At 64.8% G+C, this 20378-nt stretch carries 20 protein-coding genes and 1 tRNA gene; 9 read left to right on the plus strand and 12 right to left on the minus strand.

Annotation, left to right across the window (positions count from 1 at the left end; translation table 11 throughout):
* Positions 1-43 precede the first annotated feature (43 nt).
* The gene (locus AC0Z35_RS18890; protein ID WP_485132509.1) at positions 44-1096 is read right to left on the minus strand and encodes a glycosyltransferase family 2 protein; all 1053 of its coding nucleotides are present in this window, start codon (positions 1094-1096) and stop codon (positions 44-46) included.
* Between the two features lie 271 nt (positions 1097-1367).
* On the opposite strand from AC0Z35_RS18890, the gene AC0Z35_RS18895 reads away from it, so the two are divergent.
* The 5 genes from AC0Z35_RS18895 to AC0Z35_RS18915 all read left to right on the plus strand — a co-directional run bounded on the left by AC0Z35_RS18895 (position 1368) and on the right by AC0Z35_RS18915 (position 5530).
* A complete protein-coding gene (locus AC0Z35_RS18895) occupies positions 1368-1868 on the plus strand; it encodes a GNAT family N-acetyltransferase (protein WP_104145141.1) in 501 nt (166 codons plus the stop codon).
* Between the two features lie 175 nt (positions 1869-2043).
* Positions 2044-3252 carry a sodium/glutamate symporter gene (gene gltS / locus AC0Z35_RS18900; protein ID WP_104145142.1) on the plus strand — a complete coding sequence of 403 codons (1209 nt, stop codon included), beginning with the start codon at positions 2044-2046 and terminating at the stop codon, positions 3250-3252.
* Complete coding sequence (locus AC0Z35_RS18905; RefSeq protein ID WP_046806140.1) at positions 3249-4751, plus strand: TAXI family TRAP transporter solute-binding subunit; 1503 nt, start codon at positions 3249-3251, stop codon at positions 4749-4751. Before gltS ends, AC0Z35_RS18905 begins: the two co-directional genes overlap by 4 nt.
* 41 nt (positions 4752-4792) lie before the next feature.
* Positions 4793-5059 carry a hypothetical protein gene (locus tag AC0Z35_RS18910; RefSeq protein WP_046806139.1) on the plus strand — a complete coding sequence of 89 codons (267 nt, stop codon included), beginning with the start codon at positions 4793-4795 and terminating at the stop codon, positions 5057-5059.
* Between the two features lie 6 nt (positions 5060-5065).
* Positions 5066-5530: a YaiI/YqxD family protein gene (locus AC0Z35_RS18915; protein ID WP_104145145.1), complete on the plus strand. Its 465-nt coding sequence runs from the start codon at positions 5066-5068 to the stop codon at positions 5528-5530.
* Between the two features lie 20 nt (positions 5531-5550).
* On the opposite strand, the gene AC0Z35_RS18920 is transcribed toward AC0Z35_RS18915, so the two are convergent.
* The 7 genes from AC0Z35_RS18920 to AC0Z35_RS18950 all read right to left on the minus strand — a co-directional run bounded on the left by AC0Z35_RS18920 (position 5551) and on the right by AC0Z35_RS18950 (position 12702).
* On the minus strand, positions 5551-5718 hold the full coding sequence (locus tag AC0Z35_RS18920) for a hypothetical protein (protein WP_046806137.1): 168 nt from the start codon (positions 5716-5718) through the stop codon (positions 5551-5553).
* Between the two features lie 382 nt (positions 5719-6100).
* Positions 6101-6175, minus strand: a tRNA-Val gene (locus tag AC0Z35_RS18925).
* A gap of 83 nt (positions 6176-6258) precedes the next feature.
* The gene (dnaQ, locus tag AC0Z35_RS18930) at positions 6259-6978 is read right to left on the minus strand and encodes a DNA polymerase III subunit epsilon (protein ID WP_046806136.1); all 720 of its coding nucleotides are present in this window, start codon (positions 6976-6978) and stop codon (positions 6259-6261) included.
* Between the two features lie 3 nt (positions 6979-6981).
* Positions 6982-10098, minus strand: a complete 3117-nt coding sequence (locus AC0Z35_RS18935) for an efflux RND transporter permease subunit (RefSeq protein ID WP_319307733.1) — start codon at positions 10096-10098, stop codon at positions 6982-6984.
* Between the two features lie 33 nt (positions 10099-10131).
* Positions 10132-11217: an efflux RND transporter periplasmic adaptor subunit gene (locus AC0Z35_RS18940; protein WP_120153788.1), complete on the minus strand. Its 1086-nt coding sequence runs from the start codon at positions 11215-11217 to the stop codon at positions 10132-10134.
* Between the two features lie 190 nt (positions 11218-11407).
* On the minus strand, positions 11408-11869 hold the full coding sequence (gene rnhA, locus AC0Z35_RS18945) for a ribonuclease HI (RefSeq protein ID WP_046806169.1): 462 nt from the start codon (positions 11867-11869) through the stop codon (positions 11408-11410).
* 53 nt (positions 11870-11922) lie between these two features.
* Positions 11923-12702: a class I SAM-dependent methyltransferase gene (locus AC0Z35_RS18950; protein ID WP_046806133.1), complete on the minus strand. Its 780-nt coding sequence runs from the start codon at positions 12700-12702 to the stop codon at positions 11923-11925.
* Positions 12703-12722: 20 nt separating this feature from the next.
* On the opposite strand from AC0Z35_RS18950, the gene gloB reads away from it, so the two are divergent.
* The 3 genes from gloB to fabI all read left to right on the plus strand — a co-directional run bounded on the left by gloB (position 12723) and on the right by fabI (position 15876).
* Entirely contained in the window at positions 12723-13544 is an 822-nt protein-coding gene (gene gloB / locus AC0Z35_RS18955) for a hydroxyacylglutathione hydrolase (protein WP_219991678.1), read from the plus strand.
* A 7-nt stretch (positions 13545-13551) separates the two neighbouring features.
* Entirely contained in the window at positions 13552-14970 is a 1419-nt protein-coding gene (locus tag AC0Z35_RS18960) for a transglycosylase SLT domain-containing protein (protein ID WP_319307734.1), read from the plus strand.
* 120 nt (positions 14971-15090) lie between these two features.
* The gene (gene fabI / locus AC0Z35_RS18965; RefSeq protein ID WP_046806130.1) at positions 15091-15876 is read left to right on the plus strand and encodes an enoyl-ACP reductase FabI; all 786 of its coding nucleotides are present in this window, start codon (positions 15091-15093) and stop codon (positions 15874-15876) included.
* A gap of 86 nt (positions 15877-15962) precedes the next feature.
* On the opposite strand, the gene AC0Z35_RS18970 is transcribed toward fabI, so the two are convergent.
* Entirely contained in the window at positions 15963-16361 is a 399-nt protein-coding gene (locus AC0Z35_RS18970) for an OsmC family protein (RefSeq protein WP_046806129.1), read from the minus strand.
* A 179-nt stretch (positions 16362-16540) separates the two neighbouring features.
* Here AC0Z35_RS18970 and AC0Z35_RS18975 point away from each other — a divergent pair, with 179 nt between their 5' ends.
* The gene (locus AC0Z35_RS18975; protein ID WP_046806128.1) at positions 16541-17233 is read left to right on the plus strand and encodes a tellurite resistance TerB family protein; all 693 of its coding nucleotides are present in this window, start codon (positions 16541-16543) and stop codon (positions 17231-17233) included.
* A gap of 40 nt (positions 17234-17273) precedes the next feature.
* Here AC0Z35_RS18975 and AC0Z35_RS18980 read toward each other — a convergent pair whose 3' ends face one another.
* The 3 genes from AC0Z35_RS18980 to AC0Z35_RS18990 all read right to left on the minus strand — a co-directional run bounded on the left by AC0Z35_RS18980 (position 17274) and on the right by AC0Z35_RS18990 (position 20172).
* A complete protein-coding gene (locus AC0Z35_RS18980; RefSeq protein WP_485132510.1) occupies positions 17274-18260 on the minus strand; it encodes a tripartite tricarboxylate transporter substrate binding protein in 987 nt (328 codons plus the stop codon).
* A gap of 9 nt (positions 18261-18269) precedes the next feature.
* The gene (gene nadC, locus AC0Z35_RS18985) at positions 18270-19154 is read right to left on the minus strand and encodes a carboxylating nicotinate-nucleotide diphosphorylase (RefSeq protein ID WP_485132511.1); all 885 of its coding nucleotides are present in this window, start codon (positions 19152-19154) and stop codon (positions 18270-18272) included.
* Between the two features lie 82 nt (positions 19155-19236).
* Positions 19237-20172, minus strand: coding sequence for an NUDIX hydrolase (locus tag AC0Z35_RS18990; RefSeq protein ID WP_046806125.1), 936 nt, complete (start codon positions 20170-20172; stop codon positions 19237-19239).
* Positions 20173-20378 lie beyond the last annotated feature (206 nt).

Consider the following 20378-nt stretch of genomic DNA (forward strand, 5'->3'; position numbering starts at 1 on the left):
AAGGCATTGGCGGGTGCCCGCGCGCTGCGCGGCGGCGCAAGAATCAGAGGGGCCGCGCGCCGCTGTCGGCGGGCCGCCCTTGGCGGCGGCGCACCACGTACAGCGGCCGGCCTTTGACTTCGTCAAAGATGCGGGCAACGTATTCGCCCACCACACCCAACGAAATCAGGTTCACGCCGGCAAAGAACAGCACGGCGGTGACGATGGTGGTCCAGCCAGACACGGGATTGCCCGACAGCAGATAATCGCCCACCAGATAAGCGGCGTAAGACATCGCCACCAACGCGAACGCCACGCCAACCAGGCTGACCAAACGCAGCGGCCAGGTCGTGAAGGCGGTCAACCCATCCAAGGCCAGACGGAACAGGCGCAGCCCGCTGAAGCGGCTGTTGCCATGCATGCGTTCGTCCGGCGTGTAGGGTAACGCTTCGCCCTTGAAACCGACCCAGGCGTACAAACCCTTCATGAAGCGCGTGCGCTCGGGCAATGCGTTCAGCGCATCGACCACGCCACGGTCCATCAGGCGGAAGTCGCCTGCATGCGCCGGCACATCCACGCCGCGCGCGCTGCTCAGCAGCTTGTAAAACCACCGTGCGCCAGATCGCTTCAACCACGACTCGTCTTGACGCGTTTCGCGCACGGCATAAACCATTTCGGCGCCTGCCGCCCAGCGTGCCAGCATCTGTTCGATCAACGCCGGCGGGTGTTGCAGGTCGGCGTCCAGGCAGATCACCGCGTCGCCGGTGGCCGCTTCCAGCCCTGCGCTAAGCGCGGCTTCCTTGCCGAAATTGCGGGATAGCTGGACGTAGCGAAAACCCTCGTGCTGAGTCCATTCGCCCATCAATGATTCCGTGCCGTCCGTGCTGCCATCGTCGGCCACGATGATTTCCCAGCGCGTGCACAGCGCCTGCAAACGGCTGCGCAACAGCGGCAACAAGACGCGCAGGTTTTCGGCTTCGTTCAGGCACGGGATGACGCACGTCACGCAGGCGTCGTAAGGCACCACGGCAGCCTTGCCGGACCAAAGCGCTTCCATAGGATACGTTTTGGCCAGCACTTGCGAAGGAATCGGATCGGGCCGGTATTGGATGTGCATAAGACGAAAGGGCTGGGAATACGGGAATGCTATGACCGGCAGTATGCGTAGCGTCTCGTCGAATTTTCATGAAATGCCTGCGACACGGCGCCGAGGCAGGAACGCCCCCGCAGTTCCCTCTTCCGTCACTTCGCGCGCACCGGTTTTTGACCAACCGGTCTTTATCCGACCCCTATTTCCTGACCCCATTGAACCGACGTTTCTTCCCGCATCGGTAAAATGCGCGGCTGTTTTGTCCCTACAGGTAGTCATGCAATACCGAGTCCGCCCTATGCTGGCCAGCGACGTGGACGGCATCTTGGATGCCCAGACCCTGGCCTACCCCGACTTCCTGCTTGAAAGCGCGGAGTTCTTCTTAAACCGCTTGCAGCTTGCGCCTGATCATTGCTGGGTGGCGTCCGCGCCTGACAGCAGCACCCTGCTGGGTTACCTGGTTTCGTATCCCTGGGATGCCGGGCTGCCCCCGGCGCTGGGCGTGGCGTTGACGGCATTGCCTTCGCCGGCCAAACACTGGTTCGTGCACGACTGCGCCGTGGTCCCGCGCGCGCAAGGGCATGGCGTGGCCCAGTCCCTGCTGCAAACGGGCGCTGCGCGCGCAATGCAAAGCGGCTTGCGTCGCGCCAGCCTGGTTTCATTGCAGTCCGCGGTGGGCTATTGGCTGCGCCACGGCTATCGGCCGGTGTCCGCCATGGACGGCATGCGCGATCTGGCCGACAAGTTGGCGGGCTACGGCCCCGACGCCCGCTACATGACGCGCGACTTCCCGCTGTAGCCCCTCGCGGTAGCCCCTTATTTGCGAGGGCCTTGCACGACTGGCCCCGCGAGTTGCCGCTTTCCTATACATCGCCAATTCGCGGTCGTAATATAGGGCCGCAATCCCGAACGATGTGGCGGCAACGGTTCCGATAGTCCGACTTGCTGCGCCCTGCCGGGGCGCGAAGGTTCTTATGATTTCCCTTTCGCCCGTTCAATCTTTGCTTGCCTGCTGCCTGGTGCTGGTCATCGGCCGCGTGCTTACCACCCGTATCGGCATCCTGCGCCGATACAGCATCCCCGACCCTATTGTTGGCGGCCTGTTGTTCGCGATCCTGGCGTATGCGCTGGCGAACTGGGGCGGCGTCTCGGTCTCGCTGGAAACCAGCATCCGGCCCACGCTGCTGCTGCTGTTCTTCGGCTCTATCGGGCTGACCGCCAATCTGAAACTGCTGGCCAAGGGCGGCCCCCGGCTGATCGCGTTCCTGTTGGCGCTGATTCCCTTCTTGATTCTGCAAAACGCCGTCGGGCTGGGCATGGCCTGGCTGCTTGATATGCACCCGCTGATGGGCCTGCTGGGCGGCACGATCACGCTGGTGGGCGGGCACGGAACCGGCGCGGCCTATGCCACGCGCTTTGCCGACTTCAACAACATCCAGGACGTCATGGCGTTGGCCATGACATCCGCCACCTTGGGCCTGGTGCTGGGCGGCGTGGTCGGCGGCCCCGTCGCGGAATGGCTCATGCGCCGGCACAAACTGCAAGGCAGTCTGGACCACAAGGCCGGCGACGGCCAGGTCGCGCCCGACCTTGCCGAACCCGCCGAACCGCCCACCGCCGGTTCGTTCATTGTGTCGATGACCGCCGCCTTCGTCTGCCTGGTCGTCGGCGGCTACCTGGCCATGCTGGTCGAGGGCGCGCCCGTGAGCCTGCCCAACTTCTTGTGGTGCCTGGCCACCGGTGTGCTGATCCGCAACGGCGGCGCGCGCCTGGGGCTGAAGCTGGACGACCGGGCCACCGAAATCATCGGAACGATTTCCTTGTCGCTGTTCCTGGGCATGACGATGATGACGCTGGACCTGTCCAGCGTGGCCCGCCTGGCCGGCCCGCTGGCGTTGATGCTGGTCGTGCAAACCCTGTTCTGCGCGCTGTACGCTGCCTGGGTGGTGTTCCGGTTGCTCAAGCGCGACTACGAGGCGGCCATCATGTCGGCGGCGTTCTGCGGCTTTGGCCTGGGCGCCACCGCCACCGCCATCGCCAACATGCAGGCGCTGACGCGCCGTCACGGACCCGCGCCGGAAGCCTTCATCGTGGTGCCGGTCACCGGCGCGTTCCTGGTCGACATCCTGAACGTGATCGTGCTGACGTCGCTGATCTCCTTGCCCTTCGTAGGGGGGATGTGACCATGTTCAAACGCCTGGTATTGATCGCGTTCTGCCTGCTGCTGGCCGCCTGCGGCCGCGCCCCCGACGCCGACGCGCTGCGCACGGACGTCGACACCGCCCTGGCCACCACGTACGGCCAGGGCCTGTTCCGCATCACCGATCTCAAGCGCAGGGGTTCAGCCAGCGACAGCACGGCCCCCGCCGGTGAAAGCCGACGCGTGGTGTATTACGACGTGGAATTGACCTTGGGCCGGGATATGACCCTGGGTGCCTGGGACCAGCCCGGCGCGGCCTCGCTGGTGACATTGCTGGGCGCGGGCCCGCGCAGCATCATCGGCGTGAAGTCCGGCGGCAACCAGGCCGGGGACCGCATCGTCGCGCACGCCAGCGCTATCTACCGTAAAGAAGGCGATACCTGGAAGCTCATCACGCCCGCCGGTTTCAAAGCCGCCGAGGCGCCGTCGCTGGATACGGGCGCGCCCCCGCCCGTTACGCGGCAGTTGCTGGACACGCTCGACCAGATCACCCATTCCGTGGCCTACAGCGCATCGAGCACCGCGCAGAACGTGGTGCAGCAAGAGCTGGAACGCTCGGTGGCGCGCATCAACGGCCGGCTGGCGCGGTTGCAACAAGGCTATCCGCTGGCGGGTGGGCCAGACCGCGGCGAATATGTGGCGTTTGCCCGCGCGCTGAGCGCCGTGGCGCGCGCCCGGCAAATCCGCGTCACCCCGCTGATCACCGGTGGCGGCGCCGAAAACATCGCCCTGCTGCGTAGCGGCGACGCCGTGGTTGGCCTGGCGCAGGCCGACACGGCGCGCCTGGCTTACGAGGGTCGCGGCCCATTCGCTGACCAGGGGCCGTTCAGCGGCCTGCGCGCGCTGGGCAGCTTGTATCCCGAACTTGTCCACATCGTGGTGCGTGATGATCCGGCGTTGCGCAGCGTGCGCGACTTGAAGGGCAAGAAGATTGCGCTGGGCCCCGAGGGCTCGGCGGTGCGCGCCACGTTGCAAGCGGTGCTGTCCGCCCATGGCCTGGAGCCCGGGCGCGACTACACGGTCATCGACACGCCTTTCGCGGCGTCCTTGCCCGCGCTGAACGCCGGGACGGTCGATGCCGCCGCGCAGGTCATCGGCGTGCCCGCCACGCCACTGCGCGACGCGCTGACCGAGGCGCGCTTGAAGCTGCTGCCGCTGGACCCGGCCGCCATCAAGTCCTTGACCGGCAACGACAGCGCCCTGATGCCCCTGGAGATTGCCGCGGACACCTATCCCAACCAAACCGCTCCGGTTGCCACGGTGGGCACCGCCGCACTGATGCTGACCACGGCAAACCTGACCCGGGATGAAGCCTTGATGGTGGTTCGCGCCGTCTACCAGACCGGCCAGGACTTGCTGGCGGCCGGCTCGGCGCAGGGCGCGCAGGTGTCGATCGCCAATGCGCGACGCGGCCTGACCGTCCCGTTGCACGACGGGGCCGAAGAAGGCCTGGCCGCGTTGGAACTCGCCAAACCGCGCTGATCCGGATGCGCTTATGATTGCGCTCCTAATCAGGAATTTCCATGAATAAATTTGATCTTCAAAAAACCCAGGCCCTGAAGCTGGCCGGCCAGCTCAAGGCATCCGCCACCCCCGACCGCTTCGGCGTCGCTTCTCAAGCGCCCGACCGCCGCGAGCAGCGCAAGCTGGATCAGGCGGCCGGCCTGGTGCCGTTTCCGTTGAAGCTGTCGCAGGCGCACGCCGACAAGCTGCGCGCGCTGGCTGCCGAACGTGGCGTGTCCACGAACGACATCGTGGCCGAAATCCTGCAAAAAGCGCTGGGCGAATAAGCGTTTATGCACATCTGGGTCGATGCGGACGCGTGTCCCGTGGTCATCAAGGACATCTTGTTCCGCGCCGCGCAGCGCTGGCAGGTGCCGGTGACCCTGGTCGCCAACCAGCCACTGTCCACGCCGCCTTCGCCGCTGATCCGCGCGGTGCAGGTGCCGCGCGGTTTTGACGTGGCGGACGCGCACATCGTTGAACGCGCCGAGCCGGGCGATCTCGTCATCACCGCTGACATCCCGCTGGCCGCCGACGTGCTGGCCAAAGGGGCGATGGCGCTGAACCCGCGCGGCGAACGCTATTCGCCCGAAACCATCCGGGAACGGCTGGCGGTGCGCGACATGATGGAAGAATTGCGGGCAAGCGGGATCGACACGGGCGGCCCGTCGTCATTCAGCCAAGCCGACCGCAAGGCGTTCGCTAACCAGCTGGATACTTTGCTGGCACGGTTAAACAAGAAAGCGCCTGAACAGTAAAGGCCTGAACAGGGAAGGCCTTAATAAAACGTGACGTAGGCCTTGTAAATGATGGTGCCTATGGCGGTGATCAAGCCCAGGCCCATCAAGCCCATCCCGATATTGCGATCGCGCATCCCGAAACCGATCAGCATCAGCGCCACGCCCGTGACGATGATGATCAACATGGTATTGGTGTTCGGCGGCATGGACGTCTCCTATGCTCGGGCATCCGGCAGGCCGTCAAAAGGCATTTCTTTTGCTGGCGGCACCGTGAAGCCATCATAAGCGCCTGCTAACGCATCGGCACGCAAGGCTGAAAGGCATTTTTGCGCCAGATCAACAAGCTTTGATCCCCAAACGCGATCCGCAAAGACGATCCACAAACCCGGCGTGCCCCCCTTGCTTCCCCCCCGGCACCCCCCCTGCACACACAAAGCTGACAGGCACAAAAAAGCCAACCGATTAAGGTTGGCCTGTTTTGCTTTCTTTTTTCTTTTTTCTCTTTCAGTCTTTATGCCAAAGACGCCTGGCAGGTCAGCAACAACTAAATGCTATCTACAAGCCTTCGTGTCGCCTTCCAAGGGTCTTTGGTGGGTGGTACAAGTTTCGAACTTGTGACCCCTGCCGTGTGAAGGCAGTGCTCTACCACTGAGCTAACCACCCTGAAAGAGGCGAAATAATAGCATGTTTTTTAAAACGTGCGCAAGTCGAAGTTCGCACGCCGCAAGCCGGGTCGGCAATAGCCTTTATGCCGCCACCGGCGCATCCAGCTTGCGCCAGACGCATTCGCCGTTCACCGACTTGTCCAGCGCCGCCAGATAGGCCTCGTGTTCGGCCAGCTCTTCGTCGCTTGCCTTGATGACCACCAGCCCCGAGGCATCGAATTTGGCCAGCACGATCCCATCGCTGCCCGCGCCGTCGTTGTCGTCCACGTCGATCAGCAACGCATCCTGCCCGCGCGTCATGGCCAGCCAGACTTCGGCCAGCAACTGCGAGTCAAGCAATGCGCCGTGCAGCGTACGGTGCGCGTTGGAAATGCCGAAGCGGTCGCACAAGGCGTCCAGCGAATTGCGCTTGCCGGGGAACAGCGACCGGGCGTGCAGCAGGGAATCGGTGACCGTCTCGCAGTAATCGGTGATCGGGCCGCGGCCCGTCTTGGCCAGCTCGGCGTTGAAGAACTTCACGTCGAACGCGGCGTTGTGCGCGATCAGCTCCGCGCCCTGGATGAATTTGACGAATTCGTCCGCCACGTCGGCAAAGCGCGGCTTGTCGGACAGGAATTCCGTCGTCAGCCCGTGCACGGCCAAGGCCTCGGGGTCGCTGTCGCGATCCGGGTTCAGGTAGATGTGCAGGTTGTTGCCGGTGGACATCCGGTTGACCATTTCCACACAACCGATTTCAACGATGCGATGACCCTGGGCAGGGTCCAGTCCGGTGGTTTCCGTGTCAAAGATGATCTGGCGCATGACTTATTCCGACGCTGCATTGGCCGAGGCCGGCGGCGTCTGACCGCCCGGCGGATGGGCCGGAGGGTGCTCTGCGCTGCCGGCATGGCCGGGTTTCTTGCGTGCGGTGGCAATCAGCGTATAGGCCACCGGCACGACGAACAAGGTCAGTAGTGTACCCAGCAACAGGCCGCCCACCAGCACCCAGCCGATCTGCTGGCGGGATTCCGCCCCCGCGCCGGTGGACAGGGCCAGCGGCACCGTGCCCAGCACCATCGCGCCTGTCGTCATCAAAATGGGGCGCAAGCGCAGCACGCTGGCCTCGGTCACGGCGGCGAACAGTTCGCGGCCCTCGTCGCGCAGCTGGTTGGTAAATTCCACGATCAGGATGCCGTGCTTGGTAATCAGCCCCACCAGCGTAATCAGGCCGATCTGGCTGTAGATGGACAACGTGCCCCCCGTCAGCCATAGCGCCAGCAACGCGCCCGTCATCGACAGCGGCACCGACAGCATGATGATGAACGGGTTACGCCAGCTTTCGAACTGCGCCGCCAGCACCAGGTAGATGAAGGCCAGCGCCATGCCGAACACCAGGTAGATGCTGCCGGACGAATCGCGGAATTCGCGCGATTGCCCGTCCAGATCGGTGATGGTCGTATTGGGCAGGACGTCTCGCGCCACCTGATGCATGTGCGTCAGGACCTCGCCCAGCGCATAGCCGGGCGCGACCGCCGCGTCGATCTTGACGGCGCGCAGGCGGTTGAAGTGGTTCAGCGATTGCGGCGACACGCCTTCGTGCACGCCCAGCAAATTGTCCAGCTGCACCATGCTGCCATCGCGGGCACGCACATAGATGCCGGAAATATCCGTGGGCGTGGCGCGGTCGCGCGGGGTGACCTGCACGATCACGTCGTACTGCTCGCCCTCATCCTTGTAACGCGTGACCTGACGCCCGCCCAGCATCGTTTCCAGCGTGCGCCCCACGGTGTCCACATTGGCGCCCACGTCCGCCATCTTGTCGCGGTCAACGCGCACACGCAGTTCGGGCGTGTTCAGGCGCAGGTCCGTGTCCAGGTTCAACAGGCCCGGATACTTGCGCAGTTCCGTCAGGAAGACATCGGTCAGGCGGGCCAGCTCGGCGTACGACGCCTGGCTCATGATGATGAATTCCACCGGCTTCGAGCGCGCGGACTGCCCCAGCGACGGGGGGTTCGTCGGAAACGCCCGCACGCCGGGCAGCGAGGCGAATTGCGGCTGCAACTGCTGCGTGATGGCCTGCTGCTTGCGGTCGCGCTCTTCCCAAGGTTTCAGGCGCAGGATTGCCGTGCCGTCCGTCACGGTCGGAAAGCCCACCGTGACCTGGCTGCCGCTGGCTTCCGAAATTTCTGAATAGAATTTTTCGATGCCCAGCATGCTGTCCAGCGTGTAGTTCAACGTGGCGCCTTCCGGCGAGCTTACGATGCCGAACACCACGCCGCGATCCTCGATGGGCGCCAATTCGCTTTTGACCACCTTGAACAACACGCCGCTGCCCAACGCCACCGCCACGCCGATCGTCACCACCAGCCAGCGGTGACGCAACGACGCGCCCAACAGGCGGCGGTAGCCGTTGCTCATGCCGTTGAGCCAGCCTTCGATCAAGTTGTACCAGCGGCTGTGGCTGCTTTGATGGCGCAGCAGCACCGAGCACATCATGGGCGTCAGCGTCAGCGCCACGAAGCCCGACACCAGCACCGCACCGGCCAGGGCCAGCGCAAACTCAATGAACAGGCGCCCCGTGCGGCCCGTGGCAAAGGCCAGCGGCGCGTACACGGTGACCAGCGTCATCGTCATGGCCACCACCGCGAAGCCGATTTCCTTGGAGCCCCGCAACGCCGCTTCCTTGCGCGGCATGCCTTCTTCGATGTGCCGATAAATGTTCTCCAGCACCACGATGGCGTCGTCCACCACCAGGCCGATGGCCAGCACCATGGCCAGCAAGGTCAGCGTGTTGATCGAAAACCCGAAGAAATACATCAGGGCGCAGGCGCCCACCAGCGACACGGGGATGGTGACGATGGGAATGATGCTGGCGCGCAGATTGCGCAGGAAAAAGAAGATCACCAGCACCACCAGGATGATGGCTTCGCCGATCGTGTGGAAAACCGAATCGATCGACCGTTCGATGAACACCGACGAGTCGTACGCGATGGTCAGCTTCATGCCCGCCGGCAAGGTTTCGTTCAGGCGTTCGACCTCGTGGCGCGCCGCCTTGGACAGTTCCAGCGGGTTGGCCGTGGATTGCCGCGTCACGCCGATGTTGATGGCCGGCTTGCCGTTAAAGCGCGACAGCACCCGGTCACTGGCCGCGCCGATCTCGACCTTGGAGACGTCGCGCAACCGGACCGGATAGCCCTTCACGTTGGCCACGATCACGTCTTCGAACTGTGCGGGCGTTTGCAGGTCGGTGGACGACACCACCGAGAATTCACGCGCGCGCGACTCGATGCGGCCGGCCGGGATCTCGACGTTCTGGCTGCGCAGCGCGGCCTCCACCTCTTGCACGGTCAGGCCGTAGGCGGCGAGCTTGTCACGGTCCACATAGATGCGCATGGACGGCAGGCGTTCGCCAAACACACGCACCTCGGCCGCGCCGGGCAGCACGGACAGGCGCGTCTTGATGTAGCGGTTGATGTAGTCGGACGTCTGGATCGCCGAGTACGAACCCGATTCCACCGCGATATAGATGATGGGCTGCGAATCGGCCTCGACCTTGCCGATGATGGGCTCGTCGATTTCATCCGGCAGGAAGCGGCGCGCGCGCGATACCTTGTCGCGCACTTCGGCCGCCGCCGCATCCGGGTTGCGCGACAGGTTGAACTTGATGTTGATCAGGCTGCGCTCGGACCGGCTGCGCGAAGTCATCACGTCCACGCCTTCGATGCCCGCCAGCTGGTCCTCCAGCGGCTTGGTCACCTGCGATTCAATCACCTCGGGCGAGGCGCCCTTGTAGGTGGTGTCCACCGACACGATCGGCTCGTCGATCTTGGGATATTCGCGCACCGTCAGCCGCGAATAAGAGATCAGGCCGATCAGGACGATGATCAGCGACAGAACCGACGCAAACACCGGCCGCTTGATGCAGGTTTCCGAGATACGCATTGCGTCACCGCTAAAAAGAGTAGGTGGCCGGGCTCACGAGCCGCTGCCCACGACGTTCACCGCGCCGCCGTCCGTGACGCGCTGTATGCCCGCCACCACCAGTTGATCGCCCACCGCAACGCCGGTCAGGATTTCGACCCGGCCTTCGCGGCGCTCGCCGATGGTCACTTCGCGCTTCTCGGCGCGGCCATCCTTGACCCGGTAAACGTACTGTGTTTCGCCCGATGGCGACAACGCCGCTTCCGGTGCGACCAGCGCCTTGTCCTGGTTGAACAGCAGCTGCACGCGGGCGAACATGCCTGGCCGCAGCAAGGCGTCTTTGTTGGCGACGGTGGCGCGCAGCAGGATGGACCGGCCGCCCGCGTCGACCAGCGGGCTGACGGCATACACCTGCCCTTGCCGTTCCTGGCCGGGCAGCGCGTCCAGGCGCAGCGTCAGTTGCTGGCCCACGCCCACTTTGCTCAAGTACATTTCGGGCACGCGAAAGTCCACCTTCAAGGGGTCGATGGCTTCCAGCGGCGCCAGGTCCTGCCCCTGGTTGACGTAGTCGCCCACGGACACGCTGCGCAGCCCGACGATGCCGGCGAACGGCGCCGATATCGTCATCTTGTCCAGCCTTGCCTGCGCCAGCGCCACGGCGGCTTCCTGCACCTTCAGCGTGCTGGCGGACTCGTCGCGCGCCTGCTGGCTGACGAAGCCCTTGCCCTGCAATTCCACGGCGCGCCGGTAATGGCTTTGCGCCAGCGTCAAGTTGGCTCGGGCCTGCGCCAGCTCGGCGCGCGGCACGGAATCATCCAGCCGGATCAGCACCTGGCCCCGGGCCACCGGCTGGCCTTCCTTGAATTCAATCGCCTGGATCCGGCCCACCACCTCGGGCCGCAGCACGACGGACTCGTCCGAACGCAGGCTGCCCACGGCGGACAGGCCCCGGGCAAACGGAATTTCTTTCACGGAAGCGACCTCGACCCGAACGGGCGCGGCCGGCGCAGCGGCCGGCTTGGCGGTCGCCTGGACGGTGGGCGAGGCGCCGGGCGCGAGCCAGCGCGGCACGAACACGCCCAATGCGGCCCCCGCGGCCAACCCGGCCGCGACGGCGGCCAGCAGTACAGCTTTTTTCATGCGCGTATGTGGCGGTGGTGCGGCGCGCACCGTATTCCCCACCTGGACGGCGCCGCGGGAACTGGAATGGGGGAAGGCACTGTAGCACCCGAATTTACATACTGGAACAATCCAGACGCCGGATGAAACGACTAAATCCGCCTCACAAGGCGGATTTCAGGGTATATCCCGATGCCGTCAGCGGACGCGGTCAGGCCCGGCGGGCCAGATCCACGCCCAGATTGGCCAATTGGTCGGCGCGTTCGTTGCCTTCGTCGCCGTTGTGGCCACGCACCCAGCGCCACGACACCTGATGCCGCTGCACCTGCTCATCCAGCGCCTGCCAGAGCTCGGCGTTCTTGACCGGCTTTTTCTCGGCCGTCATCCAGCCGCGCCGCTTCCAGTTCACCAGCCATTCCGTCATGCCCTTCATCACGTACTGCGAGTCCGTGTGGATGGTGACGACGCAGGTGCGCTTGAGCGCCCGCAGGCCCTCGATGACCGCCATCAGTTCCATGCGGTTATTGGTGGTTTGCAGCTCGCCGCCATGCAGGGTTTTTTCGTGGCCGCCGGCGCGCAGCAATACGCCCCAACCGCCCGGGCCGGGGTTGCCCTTGCAGGCGCCGTCCGTCCACATGTCCACTTTCTGATCGATCGCTTTGTTGTCCTGCATGGTGCTGCTTTGAAATCCTTGTTCGTGCAATGTGAAACGGACGCCGCCCGCTCTCAGGAAGGGTCGAAGCCGTCGTCCGCCTGGCGATTGACCACCACCGAGGCGGCGCGCGCCCGCTTGGGCTTGGTTTTCCAGGCCGGGCCGATGATACGCATGCCGGCCACGCGTTTCACCGCCGACACCATATACACCGCGCCGCCCAGGCTCCACCAGCGTGCGCCCGCGGATTCCAGAAAGCCCCAGCGTTGCAGCCACTTTTCGCTGCGGCAAGCCGGTGCATAGCAGCCGAAATGGCTGTCGTCGACTTCCAGGGACAACAGCTTGAACCAGTCTTTCAAGCGCGCCAGCGACACCTGGGCCGAGGGCGGCTGCGGCAGCCAGGGCTCCATGCCGGGCATGCGCGTGCGCGCGCCCCACATGCTCCAGGGGTTAAAGCCCGAAATGACGACCCGGCCTTCCGGCACCAGCACGCGTTCCACTTCGCGCAGCACGTTGTGCGGGTCCTGTGTACATTCAAACGCATGCGGCAGGATCAGCAGATCGACGCTTTGCGATTCGAACGGCAAGGCCTCGGGTTCGGCCAGCACCACGCGCGACTGCCAGGCGGCGGTACTTTCGGGCGACGGGGTCTCGGTGCCCACATAGCCCTTGAAGGGCATGCGGTTGGCGCGCAGCAGGTTCATGTCGGCCAGGCCGACCTGCCAGGCATAATAACCAAACACATCCGCGACAGCCGCGTCGAACTGGGCCCGTTCCCAGGCCAGGGCGTACTGCCCCGGTGGCGTCTGGAACCATTCGGCCAGTTCTACAATCGGCGGTGTTTCTTCTGCCACGTTCTATTCCTTCGAATCTCATGCAAGCCTTGACCGCCCCCGCAGGCGGCCGCGAGCAACATGCCGCGGTCTTGCCTCTACCCGCCTTCACCGACAACTACATCTGGGCCATCGTCCATGGCGAAAATGCCGCCGTGGTGGACCCGGGCGAAGCGGGTCCGGTGCTGCGATGGCTTGAGCAGGAAGGCTTGAGGCTGCGCGCCATTCTACTCACGCACCATCATGGCGACCATGTGGGCGGTGTACTTGAATTGTCACGCATGGCGGACCTTACCGTATACGGTCCGGCCCGCGAAACATTGCCGCGCTGCGATGTTCCGTTGGCCGAGGGCGACCGGGTGACGCTGCCCGAACTGGACCTGGATCTGACGGTGCTGGATGTGCCGGGACACACCGCCGGGCACATCGCGTACACGGGCCGGGCAGCCGGGATAGAACCGGTCCTTTTCTGTGGCGACACCCTGTTTGCGGGCGGCTGCGGCCGGCTTTTCGAGGGAACTCCCGCGCAAATGCATGATTCCTTGGAAAAATTTTCCGTTTTACCGCCAGATACACAGGTTTTTTGCGCGCACGAGTACACTCTAGCCAACTTGCGCTGGGCATTGGCTGTGGATCCCGCCAATCGCACCCTGCATCAGTGGTATCAGCGAGCCCAGCAATTACGAGCAGAAGGTCTTCCCACGCTTCCGTCGACAATCGGTCAGGAACGCGCGACGAACCCGTTTTTGCGTACGCAGCAAGTGGACGTGATCCGTGCCGCATCCAACTGGGCCGGAAACAATCAACCTACGCCGGTAGAGGTGTTTGCCTCCCTGCGTGAATGGAAGAACGATTTCAAGTGACCGCCTGATGAATCTATCCCGACTCCTTCTGCCGCTCATGTTGGCAGTCCTCGCCGGTTGCGCAGGAACGAAAGCCCCCGATAGCAAGAACCTCACCACCAATTCCCAAGGGCGTTACATCGCCCGGGATACGTCCAGAACGGTCGACCTGACCAACCCGCCCAGCGACGCCTGGGACCGCATCCGCCGCGGTTTCGCCATCCCCAACCTGAATACCGACCTCTCGCAGCAGTGGACCGACTATTACGCGTCCCACCCCGAGGCGGTTCAGCGCATGGCCGAGCGCGCGGGCAAGTACCTGTACTTCATCGTCGACGAAATCAACCGCCGTGGCCTGCCCACCGAACTGGCGCTGCTGCCCTTCGTGGAAAGCGCCTACAACCCCACTGCCCTGTCCCGCGCGCAGGCTTCCGGCCTGTGGCAGTTCGTGCCGGCCACCGGCACGCACTTCAATTTGAAGCAGGATTGGTGGCGCGACGAACGCCGCGACCCCATCGCGTCAACCAATGCCGCGCTGGACTATCTTGAAAAGCTGTTCGAGATGCAGGGCGACTGGTATCTGGCCCTGGCGTCCTACAACTGGGGCGAAGGCTCGGTGCAACGCGCCATGGCCAAGAACGAAGCGGCCGGCCAGAACACGGACTACCTGTCCCTGAACATGCCCGACGAAACGCGCAACTACGTGCCCAAGTTGCAGGCCATCAAGAACATCATTGCCGACCCGCAACGCTACGCGGTGGCGCTGCCCCCGGTGGGCAACACGCCTTACTTCGTGACGGTGCAAAAGAACAGCGACATCGATCTTGAAATCGCCGCCAAGCTGGCCGAAATGCCGCTGGACGAATTCAAGGCATTGAATCCGTCGTTCAACCGCCCGGTCATCCGTGGCGATCACGGCCCCACGCTGTTGCTGCCGGCCGACCGCGTCGAAATTTTCAACGCGAACCTGACGAACTACAAGGGCGACCTGTCCGCCTGGAAGATCTACCATTCGCGCCGTGGTGAGTCCTACGCGTCCATCGCCAAGCGTTTCGGCGTGACCGAGGCCAAGCTGCGTGAAACCAACGACATCGGCTCGCGCCAGAAGTCGGCCTCGGGCCAGGCGCTGCTGGTGCCCGGCGAGCCCGGCACCGGTGGCGTGCAGCTGGCATCCCTGGCCGCCCCCGTGGGCGCGCTGGAACAGGCCCCCACCGACACCAAGGCCGCCGCGCCGCGTGGCCGTGCCGCCCCGGCACCCGCCGCCCGCGTAGCCAGCGCCCGGCCCAATGTGCGCACCCACAAGGTCCGCCCGGGCGACACGCTGTTCTCGCTGGCCAAGCAGTACGGCACATCGGTGGACGCCCTGCGTGCGCTGAACAACCTGAAGGGCAGCGCGCTCAAGGTCGGTACCGCCTTGCGCGTGCCGGGCACGAACGCCCGCGGCTGATCCCAGCTTGCAGCCCCCAAAAACGGCGCCCGGTAACGGCGCCGTTTTTACAAGTACGCGACGCCGCCAAACTCCTTAAAATGGGCGGTCTTTCAGCAGGAAAAAATCAAAGGAACCATCATGGGCTTTCTCGCCGGCAAGCGCATTCTCGTCACCGGGGTGCTATCAAACCGATCCATCGCCTACGGCATTGCGCGCGCCTGTCACCAGCAAGGCGCCGAGCTGGCGTTCACCTATGTGGGCGACCGCTTCAAGGAACGCGTCGTTGAATTTGCCGCCGAATTCGGCAGCAAGATCGTGCTGCCTTGCGACGTGGCCGAAGACAGCCAGATCGAAGGCGCCTTCGCCGAACTGGGCAAGCACTGGGATGGGCTGGACGGCTTGGTGCACTCGATCGGCTTTGCCCCGCGCGAAGCCATCGCCGGCAACTTCCTGGACGGCCTGTCGCGCGAGGGCTTTCGCATCGCCCATGACATTTCGGCCTACAGCTTCGCCGCCATGGCCAAGGCCGCCCTGCCCCTGATGGAAGGCCGCAACGGCTCGGTGCTGACCCTGACTTACCTGGGCGCCGAACGCGTGGTCCCCAACTACAACACCATGGGCCTGGCCAAGGCGTCGCTGGAAGCCAGCGTGCGCTACCTGGCCACGGCGCTGGGCCCGCGCGGCATCCGCGCCAACGGCATTTCGGCCGGCCCCATCAAGACGCTGGCCGCCAGTGGCATCAAGGACTTCTCGGCCATCCTCAAGTTCGTGGAAGCGCAAGCGCCGCTGCGCCGCAACGTCACCATCGACGACGTGGGCAACGTGGCGGCATTCATGCTGTCGGATCTGGCGGCGGGCGTCACGGGCGAGATCACCCACGTGGACGCCGGCTTCTCGACCGTCGTTCCGGGCATGGAAGACTGATCTTGCGGCGGGCGGGCGGGCGGCAAGATGGCCGCTCGGCCGCCGTATCGGCCCGCAGTATCAGGACGCCGTATCAACCCGCCGTATCAGGCCGCGCGCACCACCAGCGTGGACACCTGCACGTCCACCGCTGTCATCAGCTTGTGAATCGGGCACTTTTCGGCCACTGCCAGCAATTCATCGATGTGGGCGTCCGACAGCTCGCCATTGAGCGTCAGCTTTGCCGTCAAGCGATAGACGCCCTTGCGCTCTTCGCTGGCATCACGCACCACTTCCACATCCACCGACGTCAGCGGCAAGCCCTTGCGCTGCGCGTAGACCATCAGCGTCAACGCCTTGCAACCGCCCAGCGCGGTGTCGAAATAATCATGCGGATCAGGTCCATCGCCCTGCGGCTTGGGCATCGCCACCGGCAGGGCGTGGCCTTCGGCCGTGGCGGTGAATTGCAGGATGTCGGGCGCATTCTGATGGACGCGGATGCTCATGGCTGGGGTCTCTTGGGATAGGCGCCCGTGGTGGTCGCCTGAAGCTGACGTTGTAGCATCCGACGACAGATTTTGACGGCTGACAACAAGCTGAACTTATTGCCCATGCGGCGGTCGGATATCCCTATCCGCGTTCACGAACTGAACGCACCGACTGTATCGACATAAAAGGGGGCCGCATGAGCGCCAGACAACTTCTTGATCAACTGCTGCAATCGGGCCAAGGCCTGCTGGCTGATGCCACCAATCGCGTGCAAGGCGCGACGGGCGGCGCCGCCGGCGGCAAGGGCTCGTTCCTGACCGGCCTGGGCGGCGGCGCGCTGGGCGCTGGCGCGTTGGGACTGTTGATGGGCAGCAAGAAGGCACGCAAGATCGGCGGCAAGGTCGCGATGTACGGCGGCATGGCGGCGCTGGGCGCGCTGGCCTACCGCGCTTATGGCGACTGGCAGCGTAACCAGGCCGGTGGCGCCCAGGCCGCGCCACCTCAAACCCTGGACCGTCTGCCCGCGCCCGAGGCCGAGCAGCACAGCAACGCCGTTTTGACCGCCATGATCGGCGCCGCCAAGGCCGACGGCCACATCGGGCCCGAAGAGCGCGGCCTGCTGGAAACGGAGCTGGCCAAGCTGTCATCCGACGCGCAAGACCGCCAATGGCTGGAAACGGAATTGTCGCGGCCGCTGGACCCCGCGGCTGTAGCCCAGTCAGCCAAAACACCCGAGATGGCCGCCGAAATGTATCTGGCCAGCCTGCTTGTCGTCGATGAAGAAAGCTATATGGAACGCGCCTACCTGGACGAGCTGGCGCGGCAGCTCAAGCTGGAACCCGGCTTGAAGGAAAAGCTGGAACAGCACGCCAAGAGCGCGGTGGCCTGAGCGGGCTTAAGGCGCCGCTCAGTCCTCCGTCAGTGCTCCCTCAGTCCGCCCGCAAGCCGATTGATGCCGTGAGCGCCGTGTACCGGTCGATATCCGCATGGATCATCGACTGGAATTCGCGCGGCGTGCTGCTGGCGGGCGTGAAGCCCTGTTCCCGCAGCGCAGCCTGGGTATCGGGCTGGCTGACGATTTTTGCCACCGCTGCGTTTAACTTTTCGATGACGGCACGCGGCGTGGCCGCCGGGGCCAACAGACCATGCCACTGATCCAGCGCGTAGCCCGCAACGCCCTGCTCGGCAACCGTCGGCACCGTCGGCATCAGCGGTGAACGCTTGGGAGAGGTCACCGCCAATGCGCGCAGCTTGCCAGCGGCAATCAAGGGCGCCGCGCTGGACGCTGTGACGACACCCATCGCCACCTGCCCCGCCGCCACGTCGGTCAACGCGGGGCCGCATCCCTTGTACGGTACCTGCTGCAACACAGCGCCCGTGGCGCGCGCCAGCATTTCGCCCGCCAGGTGTTGCGGCGTGCCGTTGCCGCACGAGGCAAACGGTAGCGGCTTGCCCGGCAACGCCGCTGCCAGCGCATCATCCAGCGTGTGCAGCGGCGAGCCCGCTGGCACCACAAACACCGATGGCACGAACGCCACATTGATCACGGCGGCGAAATCCTGCTTGGGCGAAAAGCCCAGATTGCGATACACGCCCGGGTTGATGGCGAATGAACTGTTCACCATCAGCAGCGTGTAGCCGTCGGGTGGTGCTTCCGCCACGAGACGCGCGCCGATGTTGCCGCTGGCGCCGGGGCGGTTTTCAACCACCACGGCCTGGCCCAGCTGCGCTTGCAGGCTGGCGCCGATGCGGCGTGCCAGCAGGTCCGTGCCGCCGCCCGGCGGGAAGGTAACCACGATGGTGATCGGATGCGCGGGATACGCCGCGTCCATTGGCGCCTCGCCCGACGGCGAATTGCCGCATGACGCCAGCGGCAGGATCAACAACGCAAGGCTGGCTTGAAGCAGGCGTTTCATGATGGGCTCTCAGGCGTCCAGGCCAATGTCCAGCACCTTGGCGCTGTGGGTCAACCAACCAACGGCGATCTGGTCCACGCCCGTGGCGGCCACGGCAGCGGCGGTCTCGGGCGTGATGCGGCCCGAGGCTTCCGTGATCGCACGCCCACGCGCCATGGCGACGGCGCGCCGCAAATCATCCAGGCTCATGTTGTCCAGCAGCACCACGTCCACACCCAGCGACAACGCAACTTCCAACTGCGCCAGCGTGTCGACTTCAAGCTCGATCTTGACCATGTGCCCCACGCTCGCGCGCGCCCGCTGCACCGCCGTGGCCACGCCGCCTGCCAGGGCGATGTGGTTGTCCTTGATCAGCACCGCGTCGTCCAGCCCGAACCGGTGATTGCTGCCACCCCCCACGCGCACCGCGTACTTTTGCACCGCGCGCAGGCCGGGCATGGTCTTGCGGGTGCAGGTGACGCGTGCGCCGTAGCCCGAAATGGCACGCGCGATGGAGGCGGTGGCGCTGGCCACGCCGCTCAGGTGGCACAGGAAGTTCAGCGCCACGCGCTCGGCGGTCAGCATGGCGCGGGCGTTGCCGCGCAAGCGCGCAATTTCGGTACCTGGCGCCAGGTCGCTGCCGTCACGCTGCGAGACGTGAAATTCGATGGTCGGGTCCATGGCGCGAAACGCCAGACGCGCCAGATCCAGGCCGGCCAGCACGCCGGCTTGCCGCGATACCAGCCGCGTTTCTGCCACGGCGTCGTGCGGCACGATGGCGTCGGTGGTCAGGTCGCCGGCACGGCCCAGGTCTTCCAGCAAGGCGGCGCGCACCAGAGGCTCAAGCATGACATCCGGCAGGGGAGGCACCGCCAGGCGAGAGGCGGTCAAGGGCGCTTCGGCTTTAATGCTCATTTTGAGTATTTGTGAGTTAAAAAAAGGCGCGCAGTGAATGCGCAGTACTTATGCTAGAGACGAGCATAACCCTTGTCAAGCGTCATAACGCGCGAGACAAAGGCAATTTGCTACCGGCGATGGCGCGCTCAAGCAGCACGTCGCGACGGAACCGAAACAGCTTGGCGGGACGGCCCGCCGTACCGGTCGCCATGTCGCCGGTCTCTTCCACCAGCGCCTGTTGTTCGATCAGCCGACGGAAATTCTGTTTATGCAAGGCGCGCCCAGCCAGGGCCTCGACGGCCATTTGCAGCTGTAGCAGGGTGAACTCGGCCGGCATCAATTCAAACACCACGGGGCGGTATTTGATCTTGGCGCGCAAGCGGGCGATGCCCGTTGCCAGAATGCGGCGGTGATCGTGGCGCATCGATTGACCGGGTATGGCGGCTGCAAAGTCGCCGTCGGCGCGCCGCGCGGCCTCGGGCACCAAGCCGGCTTCGAACAGCAATTCGTAGCGCTGCAGCACCATGTCTTCGTTCCAGGCGGCCCCGTCCAGCCCGAAGGTGATGGCCACGCGCTGCTGGCGGCGTGTACGCACGGCGTCGTCGTCACTGGCGGCGCACCACTGCGCCAGGCGCGGCACGATCAGCTCATCGACCAGGGCGGGCGTGCCGGTGCGCCGGTCTTCCCACGGAAAGTAGCGATACCAGTCTTGCCAGCCCACCTGCGCCACGCCGGTTTCGCCAGCTTCACGCGTCAGCCCCAGATAGCTGACCGACATGACGCGCGCGCCGGATTCGTCGGAGCGGTCGCCATCGGCAAAGGTGTAGAGCTGCTCGACGTAACCCAGGGGGTGATGGGTCTGCGTTTCCACCCACGCGCGCAGCCCCGCCTGCAACGACCGATGCGACAGCTCGAAAGGGCCGGCCGGCAAGGCGCTGGCGTCATCCGTCGTCAACACACGCGGCTCGCCATGCGTCACGGCGACAAGCACGGCGACAAGTTCGGTATGGACGGAGCGTTCGATGGAGTCGGTCAAGGAGGGCGGCGGTGAAGGTGGTTAAGCGAATAAGGCCGGACCGGCAAGACTGCGAGGAAATGCCGGCGCGGTGCAAAGGCGCGCAATGAAAGGGTGACGGTGAAGCAGCGGTACAAAGCGGCTGACCGCACGATCGCCGGAAATTATAAGGTTCTGCTCCTGCAACAGCCCCTTGCAAACGTGACAGGCTCAACGGCCGCGTCGGG

This window comes from Achromobacter sp. 1L-A-4-B-C2 (assembly GCF_057291955.1).